This window comes from Stenotrophomonas sp. PAMC25021, assembly GCF_004795795.1.
In the GTDB taxonomy this organism is placed as follows: domain Bacteria; phylum Pseudomonadota; class Gammaproteobacteria; order Xanthomonadales; family Xanthomonadaceae; genus Stenotrophomonas; species Stenotrophomonas muris.
In genome coordinates, this window is record NZ_CP039255.1 from 165,708 (window position 1) to 182,074 (window position 16,367).

Annotated in this window: 12 protein-coding genes and 1 pseudogene; 8 read left to right on the forward strand and 5 right to left on the reverse strand. The window is 66.4% G+C overall.

Annotation, left to right across the window (positions count from 1 at the left end; translation table 11 throughout):
• Positions 1-63: 63 nt before the first annotated feature.
• Together rpsA and cmk are read right to left on the reverse strand one after the other, a co-directional pair.
• On the reverse strand, positions 64-1,749 hold the full coding sequence (gene rpsA / locus E5790_RS00780; RefSeq protein WP_005416230.1) for a 30S ribosomal protein S1: 1,686 nt from the start codon (positions 1,747-1,749) through the stop codon (positions 64-66).
• A gap of 198 nt (positions 1,750-1,947) precedes the next feature.
• Positions 1,948-2,625 carry a (d)CMP kinase gene (cmk, locus tag E5790_RS00785; protein WP_111206124.1) on the reverse strand — a complete coding sequence of 226 codons (678 nt, stop codon included), beginning with the start codon at positions 2,623-2,625 and terminating at the stop codon, positions 1,948-1,950.
• A 197-nt stretch (positions 2,626-2,822) separates the two neighbouring features.
• On the opposite strand from cmk, the gene ykgO reads away from it, so the two are divergent.
• The 6 genes from ykgO (at position 2,823) to E5790_RS00815 (ending at position 7,318) form a co-directional block, all read left to right on the forward strand.
• Positions 2,823-2,948, forward strand: a complete 126-nt coding sequence (gene ykgO / locus E5790_RS00790; RefSeq protein WP_005409283.1) for a type B 50S ribosomal protein L36 — start codon at positions 2,823-2,825, stop codon at positions 2,946-2,948.
• A gap of 145 nt (positions 2,949-3,093) precedes the next feature.
• Positions 3,094-3,423, forward strand: coding sequence for a hypothetical protein (locus tag E5790_RS00795; RefSeq protein WP_005416228.1), 330 nt, complete (start codon positions 3,094-3,096; stop codon positions 3,421-3,423).
• 39 nt (positions 3,424-3,462) lie between these two features.
• Complete coding sequence (locus E5790_RS00800) at positions 3,463-4,500, forward strand: agmatine deiminase family protein (protein WP_032960746.1); 1,038 nt, start codon at positions 3,463-3,465, stop codon at positions 4,498-4,500.
• Positions 4,501-4,660: 160 nt separating this feature from the next.
• On the forward strand, positions 4,661-5,548 hold the full coding sequence (locus E5790_RS00805; protein WP_008267821.1) for a carbon-nitrogen hydrolase: 888 nt from the start codon (positions 4,661-4,663) through the stop codon (positions 5,546-5,548).
• A 14-nt stretch (positions 5,549-5,562) separates the two neighbouring features.
• Positions 5,563-6,093: a GNAT family N-acetyltransferase gene (locus E5790_RS00810; RefSeq protein WP_014646846.1), complete on the forward strand. Its 531-nt coding sequence runs from the start codon at positions 5,563-5,565 to the stop codon at positions 6,091-6,093.
• Entirely contained in the window at positions 6,086-7,318 is a 1,233-nt protein-coding gene (locus E5790_RS00815; protein WP_041863327.1) for a TraB/GumN family protein, read from the forward strand. The genes E5790_RS00810 and E5790_RS00815 overlap by 8 nt, the downstream gene beginning before the upstream one ends.
• A 135-nt stretch (positions 7,319-7,453) precedes the next feature.
• Here E5790_RS00815 and E5790_RS00820 read toward each other — a convergent pair whose 3' ends face one another.
• The 3 genes and pseudogenes from E5790_RS00820 to E5790_RS00830 form a co-directional block, all read right to left on the reverse strand.
• A complete protein-coding gene (locus tag E5790_RS00820) occupies positions 7,454-10,540 on the reverse strand; it encodes an efflux RND transporter permease subunit (protein WP_111206123.1) in 3,087 nt (1,028 codons plus the stop codon).
• Positions 10,537-13,992 (reverse strand): annotated as a pseudogene (locus tag E5790_RS00825) (efflux RND transporter permease subunit); the annotation flags it as partial. The pseudogene E5790_RS00825 and the gene E5790_RS00820, both read right to left, overlap by 4 nt.
• A 62-nt stretch (positions 13,993-14,054) precedes the next feature.
• Positions 14,055-15,200 (reverse strand): efflux RND transporter periplasmic adaptor subunit, encoded by a 1,146-nt coding sequence (locus tag E5790_RS00830; protein ID WP_168708226.1) that lies wholly within the window; start codon positions 15,198-15,200, stop codon positions 14,055-14,057.
• A 205-nt stretch (positions 15,201-15,405) separates the two neighbouring features.
• Here E5790_RS00830 and E5790_RS00835 point away from each other — a divergent pair, with 205 nt between their 5' ends.
• Complete coding sequence (locus E5790_RS00835) at positions 15,406-15,795, forward strand: c-type cytochrome (RefSeq protein ID WP_111206121.1); 390 nt, start codon at positions 15,406-15,408, stop codon at positions 15,793-15,795.
• 9 nt (positions 15,796-15,804) lie between these two features.
• Positions 15,805-16,266 (forward strand): cytochrome c, encoded by a 462-nt coding sequence (locus E5790_RS00840; protein WP_111206120.1) that lies wholly within the window; start codon positions 15,805-15,807, stop codon positions 16,264-16,266.
• Positions 16,267-16,367: the final 101 nt, after the last annotated feature.

The following is a 16,367-nucleotide window of genomic DNA, read 5'->3' on the forward strand; positions in this document are numbered from 1 at the left end:
CAGCCTGAAACGGCCCGGGCAATGCCCGGGCCGTCCAGGAAACAACGAACAGCGTAAGGCCGATTACTCGGACTTGTTGCCGTTCAGCTGTGCACGCAGCAGCGCGCCCAGCTGGGTGGTGCCGCTGGAAGCCGAAGAGGACTGGTATTCCTCCAGCACTTCGCGCATTTCCGCGTCGTCCTTGGCCTTGATCGACAGCTGCAGGGTACGGCCCTTGCGGTCCATGCCCACGAACTTGGCTTCGACCTTGTCGCCGACCTTCAGGTGCTGGGTGGCGTCGTCAACGCGCTCGTTGGCGATGTCGCGGGCCGAGACGTAACCTTCGATGCCGTCAGCCAGCTCGATGATCGCGCCCTTGGCGTCGACTTCCTTCACCACGCCTTCAACCTTGGAGCCCTTCGGATTGGCAGCCATGTACTGGCCGAACGGATCCTGCTCCAGCTGCTTCACGCCCAGGGAGATGCGCTCGCGCTCCGGATCGACAGCCAGGACGACGGCGTCCAGGGTATCGCCCTTCTTGAAGTTGCGAACGACGTCTTCGCCGGTGGTGTTCCAGCTGATGTCGGACAGGTGGACCAGGCCGTCGATGCCGCCGTCCAGGCCGATGAAGATGCCGAAGTCGGTGATCGACTTGATCTGGCCCGACACCTTGTCACCCTTCTTGTGGGTGGCAGCGAAGGTTTCCCACGGATTGGCGGCAACCTGCTTCATGCCCAGCGAGATACGGCGACGCTCTTCATCGACGTCCAGCACCATCACTTCGACTTCATCACCAACCTGGACAACCTTGGACGGGTTGACGTTCTTGTTGGTCCAATCCATCTCCGAGACGTGCACCAGGCCTTCGACGCCCGGCTCGATCTCAACGAACGCACCGTAATCGGTGACGTTGGAGACCTTGCCGAAGACGCGGCTGTTGGCCGGGTAACGACGGCCGATGTTGTCCCACGGATCCTCGCCCAGCTGCTTCAGGCCCAGCGAAACGCGGTTGCGCTCGCGGTCGAACTTCAGCACGCGGACGTCCAGCTCGTCGCCGACGTTCACGACTTCCGACGGGTGACGCACGCGCTTCCACGCCATGTCGGTGATGTGCAGCAGGCCGTCGATACCGCCCAGGTCCACGAACGCGCCGTAATCGGTCAGGTTCTTGACGACACCCTTCAGGATCGCGCCTTCCTGCAGCTTGTCCATCAGCTGCTCGCGCTCTTCCGAGTGCTCGCTTTCGACGACAGCGCGGCGCGAGACCACGACGTTGTTACGCTTGCGGTCCAGCTTGATGAGCTTGAACTCGAGTTCCTTGCCTTCCAGGTAGGCCGGATCGCGCACCGGGCGCACATCGACCAGGGAACCCGGCAGGAAGGCGCGGACATCCTTGATGTCCACGGTGAAACCACCCTTGACCTTGCCGCTGATGCGGCCGGTGATGGTTTCGTTCTTTTCCAACGCTTCTTCCAGCTCGTCCCACACCATCGCGCGCTTGGCCTTCTCGCGCGACAGGACGGTTTCGCCGAAGCCGTTCTCGATCGAGTCGAGGGCGACCTTGACGATGTCGCCTTCGGCGACGTCGATTTCGCCAGCGTCGTTACGGAACTGTTCGATCGGCACGATGCCTTCGGACTTCAGGCCAGCGTTGATCACCACGACGTCGCCGCGGACTTCAACAACGGTACCGCTGACGATGGCGCCCGGCTTCAGCTTGGCCAGATTGGCCTGGCTGGCTTCAAACAGTTCGGCAAATGATTCGGTCATTAGATTTACTCTGTTGGACACATGGGTCGGTGGCGTCCCCTTCAGGGGAATGGCGACCGCCCGCCTGTTGGTCGACCCCGGAAACGCAGGTCGTGTGTAGTAGGAAAACCGCCACGCATCATTGCGCGACGGAGCTGGTACAGCACTGCTATGCGCGACCACCGCCGATGCTGCTGGCAGCGCTCCCGCGCGAACGGATCAGGCAGCCGGAACCGGAAGCAGATCCATCACTCTGGCAACGACATCATCGATGCCGATGCCTGTGGTGTCGATGAGGACAGCATCGTCTGCCGGCTTCAGGGGCGCCACGGTACGCTGGGCATCACGGGCGTCGCGGGCCATGATCTCGCGCAGGAGATCATCAAAGTTAACAGAAACCCCCTTGTCTTTCAACTGCTTATGCCGGCGCTGGGCGCGCTCCTCGGCACTGGCGGTCAGGAAGACCTTGTAGGAGGCGTCCGGGAAGATCACCGTGCCCATGTCGCGGCCGTCGGCGACCAGGCCCGGCAGCTCCCTGAATGCGCGCTGGCGCTCCTTCAGGGCAGCGCGGACCTCGGGAATGGCGGCAATGGCCGAGGCCAGCGCACCGGTGGTCTCCAGGCGCAGCTCGTCGGTGGCATCGGTGCCGTTGACCATGACCCGCATGGCATCGCCCTGCTCGACAAACTGAACGTGGGTATCGAAGGTGCAACGCACCAGCGCCGAGGCGTCGGAGGTATCGATGTCGGCCCAGCTTGCGGCCACGCCCACCGCCCGGTACAGCGCGCCCGAATCCAGGTAATGCCAGCCCATCCGGCGCGCGATGATGCGGCTGATGGTACCCTTGCCGGCCCCGGATGGGCCGTCGATGGTCAGGACGGGAGCGAGTGGATTCATGGGGGTCCCAGAGCGTGTGAAGAGGCCATTCTAGCCCCTGCCAGACGCCCCCAGCGGGATCTTTTGTGCAACCACTTGAAACCACGAGGAAAAGCCCGGTAGAATGGCGGGCTTGAACGAGCGTCAACTGCCGATTGTCTTTCGCATATCGCGGCCACGCTCCACCCGAACAACTACTGTTTACGCCGAGGTATGCCATGAAAGTCCTGTCCTCCCTGAAGTCGGCGAAGGCCCGTCACCGTGACTGCAAGGTCGTGCGTCGTCGTGGCAAGATCTTCGTCATCTGCAAGTCGAACCCGCGTTTCAAGGCGCGTCAGCGCTAAGCCTCACAGCCTTCCGGCTGCGGCTGGCCCTACGCGGGGCCGACCCGATGCAAGAAACCGCCTTCGGGCGGTTTTTTGTTTATGCGGCTTTTTCCTGCCGTTTTTGCTGTAATCGCCTTTCTTGACCACTGGGGAGTAGATCGAGATGAAGCGTTACCTGTCCGCCCTGGCCGTGATGGCCACCCTGGCCGCCGCCACACCGGCACTGGCCGATACCCTGCTTGTCGACCGCGCCCGCGAGAAGCCGGCCGGTGCCCTGCCCGTGCGCGGCCAGAGCATGCAGCAGGTGCAGGCGCAGTTCGGCGCGCCCAGCGAGCAGCTGCAGCCGCGTGGCGGGCAGAAACGGCAATGGCCGACCATCAACCGCTGGGTGTACCCGCAGTTCACCGTCTACTTCGAGAAGCAGAAGGTGATCGACGTGGTGGCCAACCAGGCGGACCCGAACGAAATCGGCCCGAAACCGCCGATCCGTTGATCCCATTACCCGCCGTGGGCGGGCCTGTGTAGCGAGACCATGAACCAGACCCTTCGTTTTCCTGCCGAGTGGGAAGCCCAGAGCGGCGTCCTGATTGCCTGGCCCACCGCCGATACCGACTGGGCTGACCGCCTGGGCCAGGTGGAAGAGACCTACATCGCCCTGGTCGCGGCCATCACCCGCTTCCAGCCAGTGCTGATCTGCGTGGCCGACGACGATGTGGAGACCTACGCCGAGATGCGACTGCGCTCCAACCGCATCGACATGGACAAGGTCCACTTCACCACGGCGGCCTACGACGATACCTGGCTGCGCGACTCCGGCCCGATCACCCTGCGCCGTGCCGACGGCGGCTTCCAGCTGCTGGATTTCCGCTTCACCGGCTGGGGCGGCAAGTTCGACGCCACCCTGGATGACCAGCTGGTGGGCGTGCTCGACCAGGCCGGCGTATTCAACGATGCGCCGGTCCGCAGCATTCCGTTCGCGCTGGAAGGCGGCGGCATCGAGACCGACGGTGAAGGCACCCTGCTGACCACCTGGAAGTGCCTGCACGAGCGCCACCCGGACCGCGACCGCGCCAGCCTGAGCGCCGACCTGGCCGACTGGCTGCAGCAGGACCGCGTGCTGTGGCTGGACCACGGCTACCTGGAAGGCGACGACACCGACGCGCACATCGATACCCTCGCCCGCTTCGCCTCGGCTGACAGCATCGTCTACCAGGCCTGCGACGACGAGAGCGACTCGCATTACGCCGAACTGCAGGCGATGGGCAATGAGCTGGCCGCGCTACGCACCAAGGATGGCCAGCCGTACCGCCTGTTCCCGCTGCCGTGGGCCCGGCCGGTGATCGACGAAGGCCGTCGCCTGGCTGCCTCGTACGCCAACTACCTGATCGTCAATGGCGCGGTGCTGATGCCGGCCTATGGCGACCCGGCCGATGACCTGGCCCGCGACGTGCTGGCACAGGCGCACCCGGGCCGAGAGATCGTGCAGGTGCCCTGCCGCTCGCTGATCTGGCAGAACGGCAGCCTGCACTGCATCACCATGCAGCTGCCGGCCGGGCTGTTGAAGGCGTAACGGTCGTGCCGGCCGCTGGCCGGCAACCCTGCAATGCCTGATGGATCCACGGGATTGCCGGCCAGCGGCCGGCACTACCCGCTGCGCCATTCAGCGCGCGACACGCCGTCGCCGCCCATCCGCGCTAACATGCTGGTTTTCCCCCGCAGGAACGCCCCGCATGAACTCGCGCAGCCCCCTTACCGTCGCCCTGATCCAGGAGCGCAACCACGGTGATGCCGCCGCCAACCTGGCGGTGATCGAAGCACGCGTGGCCGAGGCGGCTGCGCAGGGTGCCAAGCTGGTGCTGCTGCAGGAACTGCATAACGGCCCGTACTTCTGCCAGCACGAATCGGTGGACGAGTTCGACCTGGCCGAGCCGATTCCGGGCCCGAGCACCGAGCGCCTTGGCGCGCTGGCGAAGAAGCATGGCGTGGTGCTGGTCGGCTCGCTGTTCGAGCGCCGCGCTGCCGGGCTGTACCACAACACCGCCGTGGTGTTCGAGAAGGACGGTACGCTGCTCGGCAAGTACCGCAAGATGCATATCCCGGACGACCCGGGCTTCTACGAGAAGTTCTACTTCACCCCGGGCGACATCGGCTTCACGCCGATCGATACCTCGGTGGGCCGCCTGGGCGTGCTGGTGTGCTGGGACCAGTGGTACCCGGAAGCGGCGCGCCTGATGGCGCTGGCCGGCGCCGAGCTGTTGCTGTATCCGACTGCGATCGGCTGGGATCCGGACGACGTGCAGGACGAGAAGACCCGCCAGCGCGACGCCTGGGTGCTGAGCCATCGCGGCCATGCGGTGGCCAACGGCCTGCCGGTGCTGAGCTGCAACCGCGTCGGCCACGAGGCCTCGCCGCTGGGCGCGTCGGGCATCCAGTTCTGGGGCAACAGCCACGTGCTGGGCCCGCAGGGCGAGTTCCTGGCCGAGGCCGGCACCGAGGCCACCGTGCTGCTGTGCGACGTCGACCTGCAGCGCAGCGAGCACGTGCGCCGCATCTGGCCGTTCCTGCGTGATCGCCGCATCGATGCCTACGGCGACCTGCTCAAGCGCTACATCGACTGAGCCGGAGCCCGCGCATGGCCGTCCTCATCCGTGATGCCGGCCCGGCCGACATCGACGCGATCACCGCGATCTACGCGGTGGAAGTGACCGACTTCGTCAACACTTACGAGTACGACATCCCGGACGCGTCCGAGATGCTGCGCCGCATGCGCGACATCATCGACCGCGGCTTCCCCTACCTGGTCGCCGAGATTGACGGCCAGGTGGCCGGCTATGCCTACGCCAACACCTACCGCACCCGCGTTGCCTACCAGTGGACCGTGGAAAACTCGGTCTACGTCGATGCCGCGTTCCAGGGCAAGGGCGTCGGCACCGGCCTGCTGCAGGCGTTGATCGACGCCTGCGTGGCGCGTGGCTACCGGCAGATGGTGGCGGTGATCGGCGAACCGACCAATACCGCTTCAATCAAGCTGCACGAACGCTTCGGCTTCGAGCTGGTCGGCGTGTTCCGTGGCCTCGGCCGCAAGCATGGCCGCTGGCTGGACACCGTGCAGATGCAGCGCGCGCTCGGCGATGGCGCCGACACCGCACCTTCCAATGAATGAACCCATGACCGAAACCCTTCCCGAGACCGGTGACGACCTGTTCGCCGGCCAGCCGGTGCGCGTCGTCGAACGCGACGGCGTGCGCTACACCCTGCTGGGCACCGCCCACGTCTCCCGCGCCAGCGTCGAGGCCGTGGAAAAAGCCATCGACAGCGGCCGCTTCGATGCGGTTGCCGTCGAGCTGGACCCGCAGCGCCTGCAGGCGCTGAGCGACCCGGACACGCTGGCCAAGCTCGACCTGGTCGAGGTGATCCGCAAGGGCCGCGTCGCCCTGTTCGCCGCCAACCTGGCCCTGTCCGCCTACCAGCGCCGCCTGGCCGAACAGCTCGACATCGAGCCGGGCGCGGAACTGAAACGCGCGGTGGAACTGGCGCGCGAACGCGACCTGCCGGTGCACCTGATCGACCGCGAGGTCGGCCTGACCTTCCGCCGGGCGTCGCAGCGGCTTGGGTTCTTCGGCAAGCTGAAGCTGGTTGCCGGGCTGGGCGCCGGCCTGTTCTCGTCCGAGGAAGTGGGCGAGAACGAGATCGAAAAGCTCAAGCAGGGCGACATGCTGGAATCGAGCTTTGGTGAGTTCGCCAGCGAGAGCCCGGCGCTGTACGAGACCATCATCGGTGAGCGCGACCGTTACATGGCCACGCGCCTGCGCGAGGAGCACACCCCGCAGCAGCGTGAAGTGCTGGCGGTGGTCGGCGCCGGTCACCTGGCCGGGCTGGCGCGCTACCTGGAAACCGATACCGAGGCACCGGCGCCGCTGCGCGCCGAGCTGGAGGCGGTGCCGAAGAAGCGCAACATCCCGTGGTTCACGCTCGGCATCCTGGCGATCGTGGCGACCGGCATCGGTGTGGGCTTCTACCGCGGCGGCCTGGGCGTGGGCACCGAGCTGCTGGCGACCTGGGCAATGTATACCGGCGGCCTGGCGGGCCTGGGCTGCCTGCTGGCAGGCGGTCACCCGCTGAGCATTCTTACCGCGATCGCGGTGGCCCCGTTCAAGCCGTTCCGCCTGAGCATCCCGACCGGCGCATTCTCGGCGCTGGTGGAAGCGCGCCTGCGCAAGCCGGCCTACGAAGACTTCCTGAAGCTGCGCGACGATGCGCAGAGCCTGAAGGGCTGGTACCGCAATCGCGTTACCCGCGTGGTGCTGACCTTCATGCTGACCAACATCGGCAGCATGCTCGGCCTGTGGCTGACCACCTTCAAGGTGTGGGGCAAGGTGGCGGGGTAAGCCTCTCAACCGGCCACAGAATCTGTAGCGCCCGAGCCCATGCTCGGGCGACGCGGCGACGCGGCGAGCAGAAAAAAAGGGGGAGACCGCCCCACTACGACCGGCCTCCCCCACACCACAACACGTTGGCGCGCATTACAGCCGGGCAGCGCCCGGCTCCATCCTCTCCAGCCCGCGTGCACGGCGGATCAACCGCGTCACGGCATTGCGCAGGTCATCGAGCACCGCATAGATCGTCGGCAGGAACAGCAGGCTGACCACCGTCGAGAACGCCAGGCCGCCCGCAATCGCGCGCGCCATCGGCGAATACTCCGGGCCATTGCCGAACATCTGCGTATCGGTCAGCGAGATCGGGATCATCGCCAGGATCGCCGTGCCCATGGTCATCATGATCGGGCGCAGGCGTTCGCGTGAGCCTTCCACCAGCGCCTGGGTGCGGCCCATGCCGCTGCGCCGCAGGTTGTTGATGTGCTCGATCATCACGATGCCGTTGTTCACCACCACGCCCATCAGCACCAGGATGCCGATGAAGGACATGATCCCGAACGAGGTGCCGGTGATCCAGAACAGCCAGAACACGCCGAAGATCGAGAACAGCACGCCGCTCATGATCGCCGCCGGGAACAGCAGCGACTCGAACACCGCCGCCATCACCACGTAGATCATCACCAATGCGATCAGCAGGTTGAACACCATCTGCTGCATGGCCTCGTCGTCGTTGCCGTAGTCGCCGCCGTCGAAGGTGAAGCCATAGCCGGCCGGGAAGTTCATCGGCTTGAGCACGGCTTCGATCGCCTTGCGCCCGTCCGGCGCGGTGACCTTCTCGGCCAGGTTGGCCTTGATGGTCAACGTGGTCTGGCGGTTGGTGCGGCCGATCTGGGTGGCCGACGAACCAACGTCCACGGTGACCAGGCTCAGCAGCGGCACGCTGCGGCCATCGCCGGTGCGCACGGTGAAACCGGCCAGGTCTTCCGGGCTGCTCTGCTCGGCGCCGGCAAAGCGCACCCACACCGGCACTTCGTTGTCACCGCGGCGGAACTCGCGCATCGGCGCGCCGCGCAGCGCCAGGCCGACGAAGCTGGCCACCTGCTCGGCATTGAAGCCGAACGCTGCGGCACGCTCGCGGTCGACGCGCACCTTCAGCTCGCCGCCCTTCTCGCCGTTGTCGATGCGCACGTCACGCAGCTCGGCACGCTGCGCCAGCAACGGCACCACTTCCTGGCCGATCTCCTGCAGCATCGAGCTGGAGTCGCCCACCAGCTGCACCTGCACGCCCTGGTTGCTGCCGCCACCGCCATCGCCGCCCTGGTTGCCGACGAAGTAATCGGTGCGGGCCGACTTCGGTAGGCCCTTGCGCAGTTCCTCCTGCAGCGACTTGATGTCCTTGGCGTACTTTTCGTCCAGGGTGACCACCGTGGAGCTGCCTTCCTGCTCGCTGTACCAGGAATACACCTGCTTCACGTGCAGGCGTTCGCGGTTCTGGTCGATCCAGTTCTCCACCCGCGCCACTTCCTCGGACATCTGGCGGTAGGTGTAGGCGCCCTTCCACATGTAGCCGATGAAGATGTCCTTGCCCCCCTCACCACCGAACATGTCGACCTTGGTCAGCTTCATCGGCACCAGGCTGACCAGCACCACCAGCAGGATGCCGAGCAGGCTCCAACCGCGGTGATGCAGTGACCAGTCCAGCAGCTGCGCATAGCGTCGCTGCAGGCGCGCGATCAGGCCGGTCTGCGAGTGCACCAGCTTGGGCGTGGCCATGCGCGCGGACAGCATCGGGATCAGGCTGACCGCCACCAGCCACGAGGCCAGCAGCGAGACCGAGATGGTGATCGCGATCTGCGCCATGAAGATGCTGATGTTGTTGGTCTCGCCGAACAGGTTCGGCACGAACACGATGCAGTGGCACAGCGTGCCGGCGCTGAGCGCGATGGCCACGTTGCGGGTGCCGATGATCGAGGCCAGCCGTGGCTGCCCCGGCATGCGCTCGCGCTCCTGGTAGATGCTCTCCACCACCACCACCGCGTTGTCGACCAGCATGCCGACGGCCAGCAGCAGGCCCATCATGGTCAGGATGTTGAGTGTCACCCCGACGAAGTACATGAAGCCGAGGGTGATGGTGAAGCAGATCGGAATGGCCAGGGTCACCATCAGCGTCGACGGCCAATGGCGCAGGAAGAAGAACAGCACGGTGACCGACAGGATCAGGCCGACCGCGCCGGCCTCGGCCAGCTCCAGCAGCGAGGACGTCACTGCCTTGCCCTGGTTGTCGATCACCTTGATCTGCACGTCGCGCATCGACGGCTGCGCGCGGATCGCCTCGACCTCGGCCAGTGCCGCACGCGAAACGTCCACCAGGTTGGCGCTGCGTTCCTTGAAGATGTCCAGGCCCACCGCCGGGTTGCCGTCCAGGCGGCGCCCGTAGTTCATCCGCGCCGGCTTCAGGCGCACGTCGGCGATGTCGCCCAGGCGCAGGCCCTTGGCGTTGATCACCAGGTCGCGCATCTCCTGAAGGTCGGTGATCTCGCCTACCGGCTGCACGCGCACGCGTTGGCCGTTGTCATCGATCTGCCCGGCCGAGATCGAGAAGTTCAGCGTGCGCAGGCGCTCGCTCAGCTCGTTGATGCTCAACCCATGCGCGTTGAGCCGGTTCGGATCGATGGCGATCTCCACCTCGTTCGGCGGCGCACCGGTGATATCGACGCGGGCCACACCGGGAATACGCTCGATGCGCCGCTTGAACTCACGATCGAGCATGTCATAGGCGGTGGTCAGGTCGGTGGTGCTGGCCAGCCGCACCTTCAGCACGGGCTGGTCGCTGCTGGACCACTTGAACACGTTGTAGCGCTGCAGGTCGTCGGGCAGGTCGCTGCGGATCGCGTCGATACGCTCGCGCGCGTCCGACGCGGCAATGGCGATGTCGCGGTCCCAGTCGCTGAACTCGATGTAGATCAGCGCCGCCTCGGAGGTGGCCGACGAGCGCATGCGCTTGATGCCGGTCATCGTCGCCAGCGATTCCTCGACCGGACGGATGATGGTCCGTTCCACTTCTTCCGGGGTCGAGCCGGTGTAGGGAATCTGCACGAACAGGAACGGCGCGGAGATGTCCGGCAGCGCCTCCAACGGCAGCCGGAACGAAGCGATCAGGCCGATCACCACCAGCGACACGAAGCACATGATGGTGGTGACCGGACGGCGGATGGAGAACTCGGCAACACTCATGCCGGTTCCTCCACACCCGCTGTGCCGCCCTCGTCGCCATGCAGGCCTTCACCGGCGTGCTTGCGGCCGCGCTCACGGTAGTAGGCGTCGCCGCGACGATCCGTCAGGTCGTACACCACCGGGATCACCAGCAGCGTCAGCAGCGTCGACACCAGCAGGCCACCGATCACGGTGATCGCCATCGGTGCACGCACTTCGGCGCCCTCGCCCATCGCCACCGCCAGCGGCAGGAAGCCGAACAGCGTGCACAGCGTGGTCATGATGATCGGGCGCAGGCGGGAACGCGCACCCTCCACCAGCGCCTCATGCTTGGCCACGCCGGCCTCGCGCAGCTGGTTGACCTTGTCGATCAGGATGATCGCGTTCTTGGTGACCAGGCCGATCAGCAGGATCAGGCCGATGAACACCACCACCGAGATGGGCTTTCCGGTCAGCATCAGCGCCAGGATCGCGCCGACCAGCGCCAGCGGGATGGTGAACAGGATCACGAACGGGTGCAGCAGGGATTCGAACTGCGAGGCCATCACCAGGTAGACCAGGAAGATCGCCAGGCCGAAGGCGAAAATCAGCGACTTCGCCGCCTGCGCCAGCTCCTCGCCCTGGCCACCGATGTGCAGGCCCACGCCTGCGCCCAGCGGCTGTTCGGCCACCATCTGCTGCACTTCGCGCATGGCGGCGCCCAGGTCGATGTCGCGCAGGTTGGCCGACACCACCGCCACCCGGGTCTGGTCGGCACGATGGATCTCGCTGGGGCCGGTGGTGGCGACCACGTCGGCCACCGCGTCCAGGGTCACCGGGCGGGTGCTGCCCGGATTGACGATCAGCCGGCGGATGCTCTCCACGCTGGCGCGGTCACCTTCCTGGGCGCGCACCAGCACGTCGATCTTGCGGTCACGGAAGCTGTAGCGGGTGGCGACGTCGCCACGCACCTTCTTCACCACCACGTCGGCGATCTGGCGGGTGGTCAGGCCCAGTGCACCGGCGCGCTCCTGGTCGAAGCGGATCTGGATTTCCGGGAAGCCCTCTTCCACCGTCGACTTCACGTCGGCGTAGTGGGCGTTGCCGCGCAGCATCGCCGCCAGGCGCTGGCCGGCCACTTCCAGGGTCGCCATGTCCTGCCCGCGCAGTTCGATTTCCAGCGGCGTGGAAAAGCTGAACAACGCCGGCCGCGCGAAGTCGACCTGGGCACCCGGGTGCTGGCTCATGGTGCCGCGCAGGCGCTCGGTGATCGCCGCTTCAGTGTGCGCATTGCCGCCACCTTCCATCACCACAGTCAGCTTGCCGATGTTCTCGCCACTTTCGGTCGGGCTGGCATCCAGCCGGGTGCCGCTGCCACTGACGCCATACAGCGAGGCCACGCCTTCGCCCTTGCCATGCGCCAGCTGCAGCTCGCGCACCAGCGCATCGGTCTGCTTCAGCGGCGTGCCGGCCGGCAGCTTCACCGTCATTTCGAAACGGTCCTGCGCCAGCTGCGGGATCAGGTCGGCGCCAAGCATCGGCACCAGCGCCATGGTCGCCACGAAAATGATGGCTGCCACGCCCAGCACCTTGCCGGGATGCGCCAGCGCACTCGGCAGCAGGCGCAGGTAGCCTCGCTCGGCGCCTGCATAGGGCTTCATCGCCAGGTCGCTGGCCTTGCGCATCACCGGGCCGACCACCGCCACCACGCCGCGCCACAGGCGCACCACGAGCCAGGCCAGCGCATAGAAGCTCCAGCGCACGCTGGCGAGCAGGCCACGGCGGCCCAGTGCAACCGGCTTCTGCCAACGCTTCTGCGGCTGCCATGCTGCGTTCGGCGCCTCTTCCGGGAACGCCAGCGGCGGCCGCCCCTTCAGCGAGCTCAGCATCGGGATCAGGGTCATCGACACCAGCAGCGAGATCGCGATGGCGATCGCCACGGTCAGCGCCTGGTCGCGGAACAGCTGCCCGGCGATGCCATCGACGAACACCAGCGGCAGGAACACCGCGATGGTGGTCAGGGTCGAGGCGACCACGGCCATGCTCACTTCACGGGTGCCGGCGATCGCCGCCTGCAGGATGCCCAGGCCACGCTCACGGGCCTTGGCGATGCTCTCCAGCACCACGATCGAGTCATCCACCACCAGGCCGGTGGCCAATGCCAGGCCACCCAGCGACATCACGTTCAAGCTCAGGCCGAGCTGGCCCATGAAGAAGAACGTGGCGATGATCGAGACCGGCAACGACAGGCTGATCACGAACGTACTCCAGCCATCGCGCAGGAACAGGAAGATGATCAGGATCGCCAGCAGGCCGCCGATCACGGCATCCTTCTTGACGTCGGCGATGGCGTGCTCGATGAAGCGCGACTGGTCCTCGATGGTGGTCAGCTGGACATCGGACGGGAACGTGCCCTTGATCTGCTCCAGGCGCTTGCGCAGCGCTTCAGCGGTGGACACGGTGTTGGCGTCGCCTTCCTTGTAGATGGCCAGCTCGACCGACTCCTTGCCGCCCAGGCGGATGATCGCTTCGCGCTCCTTGTAGCCCTGGCGCACGGTGGCCACGTCCTTCAGGCGCACCGGCACGCCGTTGGCAACCACGCTGGAGCCACCGCCGGACGATGCGCTCTGTGCCGCCGACGCCGCCGCGATGGCGGCCGCCGAACCGGTCGACGCGGCGATGTTGAACATCTGCTGCAGCGCCGAGTCCGCCGCGCTGCCATTGGCGGCCTGGGTGGTCACCAGCAGGTTGCGGATCTCCTCCAGGTCGGCGAACTGGTTGACGGTACGCACCAGGAAGCGCTGCGAGCCCTCCTCCAGGCGGCCGCCGGAAATGTTGATGTTCTCGTCCTTCAGGCGCTTGATGACGGTGTCGATCGGCAGGTTCAGCTGGGCAAGCTTCTGCTGGTCGATGTCGACCTGGATCTCGTCCTCCAGGCCGCCGCCCACCTTCACTGCCGCCACGCCGGTGACCGGCTCCAGCTTCTTCTTGAGGTCTTCATCGGCATAGCGGCGCAGGCCGGTCAGCTCGCGGACCGCATCGGCATCGCTGGTCGGTGCCGTCTTGTTCGACAGCACCAGGCGCATGATCGGCTCGGTGGACGGATTGAAGCGCAGCAGCACCGGGGCCTTGGCCTCCAGCGGCAGGTTCAGCGCTTCCATCTTGTCGCGCACCTCCAGGCTGGCCTGGTCCATGTTGGTGCCCCAGGCGAATTCCAGCACCACGTCGCTCTGGCCGGTGCGCGAGACCGACTTCAGCTTGCGCAGGTTCTTGACCACGCCGACCGCTTCTTCGACCGGCTGGGTGATCAGGGTTTCGATTTCAGTCGGCGCTGCACCGGTGTATTCGGTGCGCACGGTCAGCGTCGGGTAGCTCAGGTCGGGCAGCAGGTTGACCTTGAGATTGCCCAGCGCGATCAGGCCGAACAGCAGCAGCGTGACCGTGCACATGGCGATGGTCACGCGGCGGCGGGTGGCAAACTCCACCAGGCCGCCGCGCATGCCGGCGGCGGCGCCGTCGCTCGCCGGCGAGGCACCGTGGTCGTGGCCCGGGGCGGTCATTGCTTGCTCCCGGCCTTGTCTGCGGGCTTGGCGGCCGCAGCGACCGTCTTCGCCTTCGGATCGGCAATCACCTGCACCGTGGTGCCGTCGCGCAGGGCGACCTTGCCGGCGGTGACCACCTGATCACCGGCCGCCAGGCCATCACGGATCTCCACCCACGGGCCCTCGGCGTAACCCAGCTTGACCGGAACGCGTGCGACCTTGCCTTCGCGCACGCGGAACACCGCCGGCTCACCGTCGTCGAGCAACGCCAGGCGCGGTACGACCAGCGCATCGGCACGCTGGTCGTAGTCGATGCGGATGCGACCGAACATGCCGGGCTGCAGCGCGTGTGCGGCGCCGTCGAAGGCGCTGACCACGCGAAACGTGCCGCTGCCCGAATCCACCACCGGCGCGATGCGATCAACGGTGCCGGTGAAGCTCTGCCCCGGCAGCGCGTCGGCCGCCAGCGTCACCGGCTGGCCGGCGCGCAGGGTGGCCAGTTCACGCTCGGGCACGTTGAGGGTCGCTTCCAGCCGCGAGTTGTCGACGATGCGGAAGATCGGCGTGTTGATCTGCACGAAGTTGCCGGTCTTGATCGAGCGCGATGCGATCACGCCGGAGATCGGCGCCACCACCGTGGTGTAGGACAGCTCCAGCGTGGCCAGCCGGTACTGCGCACGGACGTTTTCCAGGTCGTAGCGCAGCTGGTCGACATCGGCGGCGCTGACCATCTGCTGGCCGACCAGCTTCTGTGCGCGCTGGTAATTGTTTTCCAGCTTGCGCATCTGCGCTTCGCTCTGCGCAACGGCCAGCCGTGCACGATCCGGGTCCAGCCGCACCAGCGGTTGGCCGGCGGTGACCCGCTGCCCTTCCTCGACCAGCACCGCCAGCGCCACGCCGGAGGTCTTGGCGACCACCTGCGACTCGGCGCGTGGTTCAAGCGCGGCCGTGCCGGTGTAGCTGGCCGCGACGGCACGATGGCTGGCCACCGCCACTTCGACCGGGACTGCGTCGACCTTCTTCTCCTCCTTGGTCTCGGCAGCCTTGGCTTCGGAATTGGGCCCTGCGGCGCAACCGCCCAGCAGCAGGGAGGTGGAGATCAGCAGTGCGGCAGCGCAGATTCCGCTGCGACGGCCGGACAGGAAGGTTGGGTGCAACATCGTCGGGTCCCTGAAGGATGCGTGGACAGGTGTGGTAGCAAAGTAATGCACCACTTCACGGCAACACCATATCCCAAAGGTCATGGTGCCTTCACGCCGCTGGTCGGCGCGCCCCCATTTCAGCTAGATGAAACCTGAGGCTATACTCGGGTCGTTCCGTACCCCACGCCGGAACGACCAGACCCGAATCCCCGGAAACGACACCATGCGCCCGCAGCCGCTCGCCGCTTGTCTCGCTCTGGCCGTCCTCCTGCCCCTTGGGGCCGCCGCACAGCCCGCTCCTGCTCCTGCCACACCCGCCCCGGCCCCGGCTCCCGCCGTTGCGCCAGCGCCCGCCGCACCCACCGGCAACTTCGACAATGGCCGCATCCTGGCCTACACCTGCCAGGGCTGCCACGGGATCACCGGCTACAAGAACGCCTACCCCAGTTACCGGGTGCCGAAGATCGGCGGCCAGACCCAGCAGTATCTGGCCCAGGCCCTGACCGAGTACCGCCAGGGCAAGCGCCGGCATCCGACGATGCAGGCGCAGTCGATGAGTTTCAGCGAACAGGAGATCGCCGATCTCTCTGTTTACCTGTCCACCGTCAAGTAAGGCCCGCCCATGTCGAAAGCCGCGCATCCGATGCGTCACGCCATCGCCCTGTCCGTTGCCCTGCTGCTGGCCGCCTGCTCACAGTCGCAGGTGGAAAACAGCGAAAAATCGGCCGCCGACCCGGGCCATGCCAGCGGCGAGCACGGTTCATCGTCCTCCGCCGGCCTGCCGGCAGGTCGCGAGGCCGCCGGTGAAGCCCGCGCCAAGGTGAAGGGCAAGGCCACCAGCCAGAGCTGCATCGACTGCCATGGGGCCGACGGCAACGCGCCGATCGATCCGACCTATCCGAAACTGGGTGGGCAGTACGGTGACTACCTGGCGCACGCGCTGCAGGCCTACCGCGCCGGTGACCGCCAGCATGCGCTGATGACGCCGCAGGCGAAGGACCTGAGTGATCAGGACATCGCCGATCTGGCGGCGTACTTCGGCAGCCGGCCGAGCCAGCTGCGGGATCTGCACGGGGTCAAATGACCGCCGCCCCCCCCCCCCCGGTCGGTGCGGACCGTCGGTTGGTAGGTGCGGACCGTTGGTCCGCACAGATTCCGGATATCCACGCATGGCGTGGATCTGCT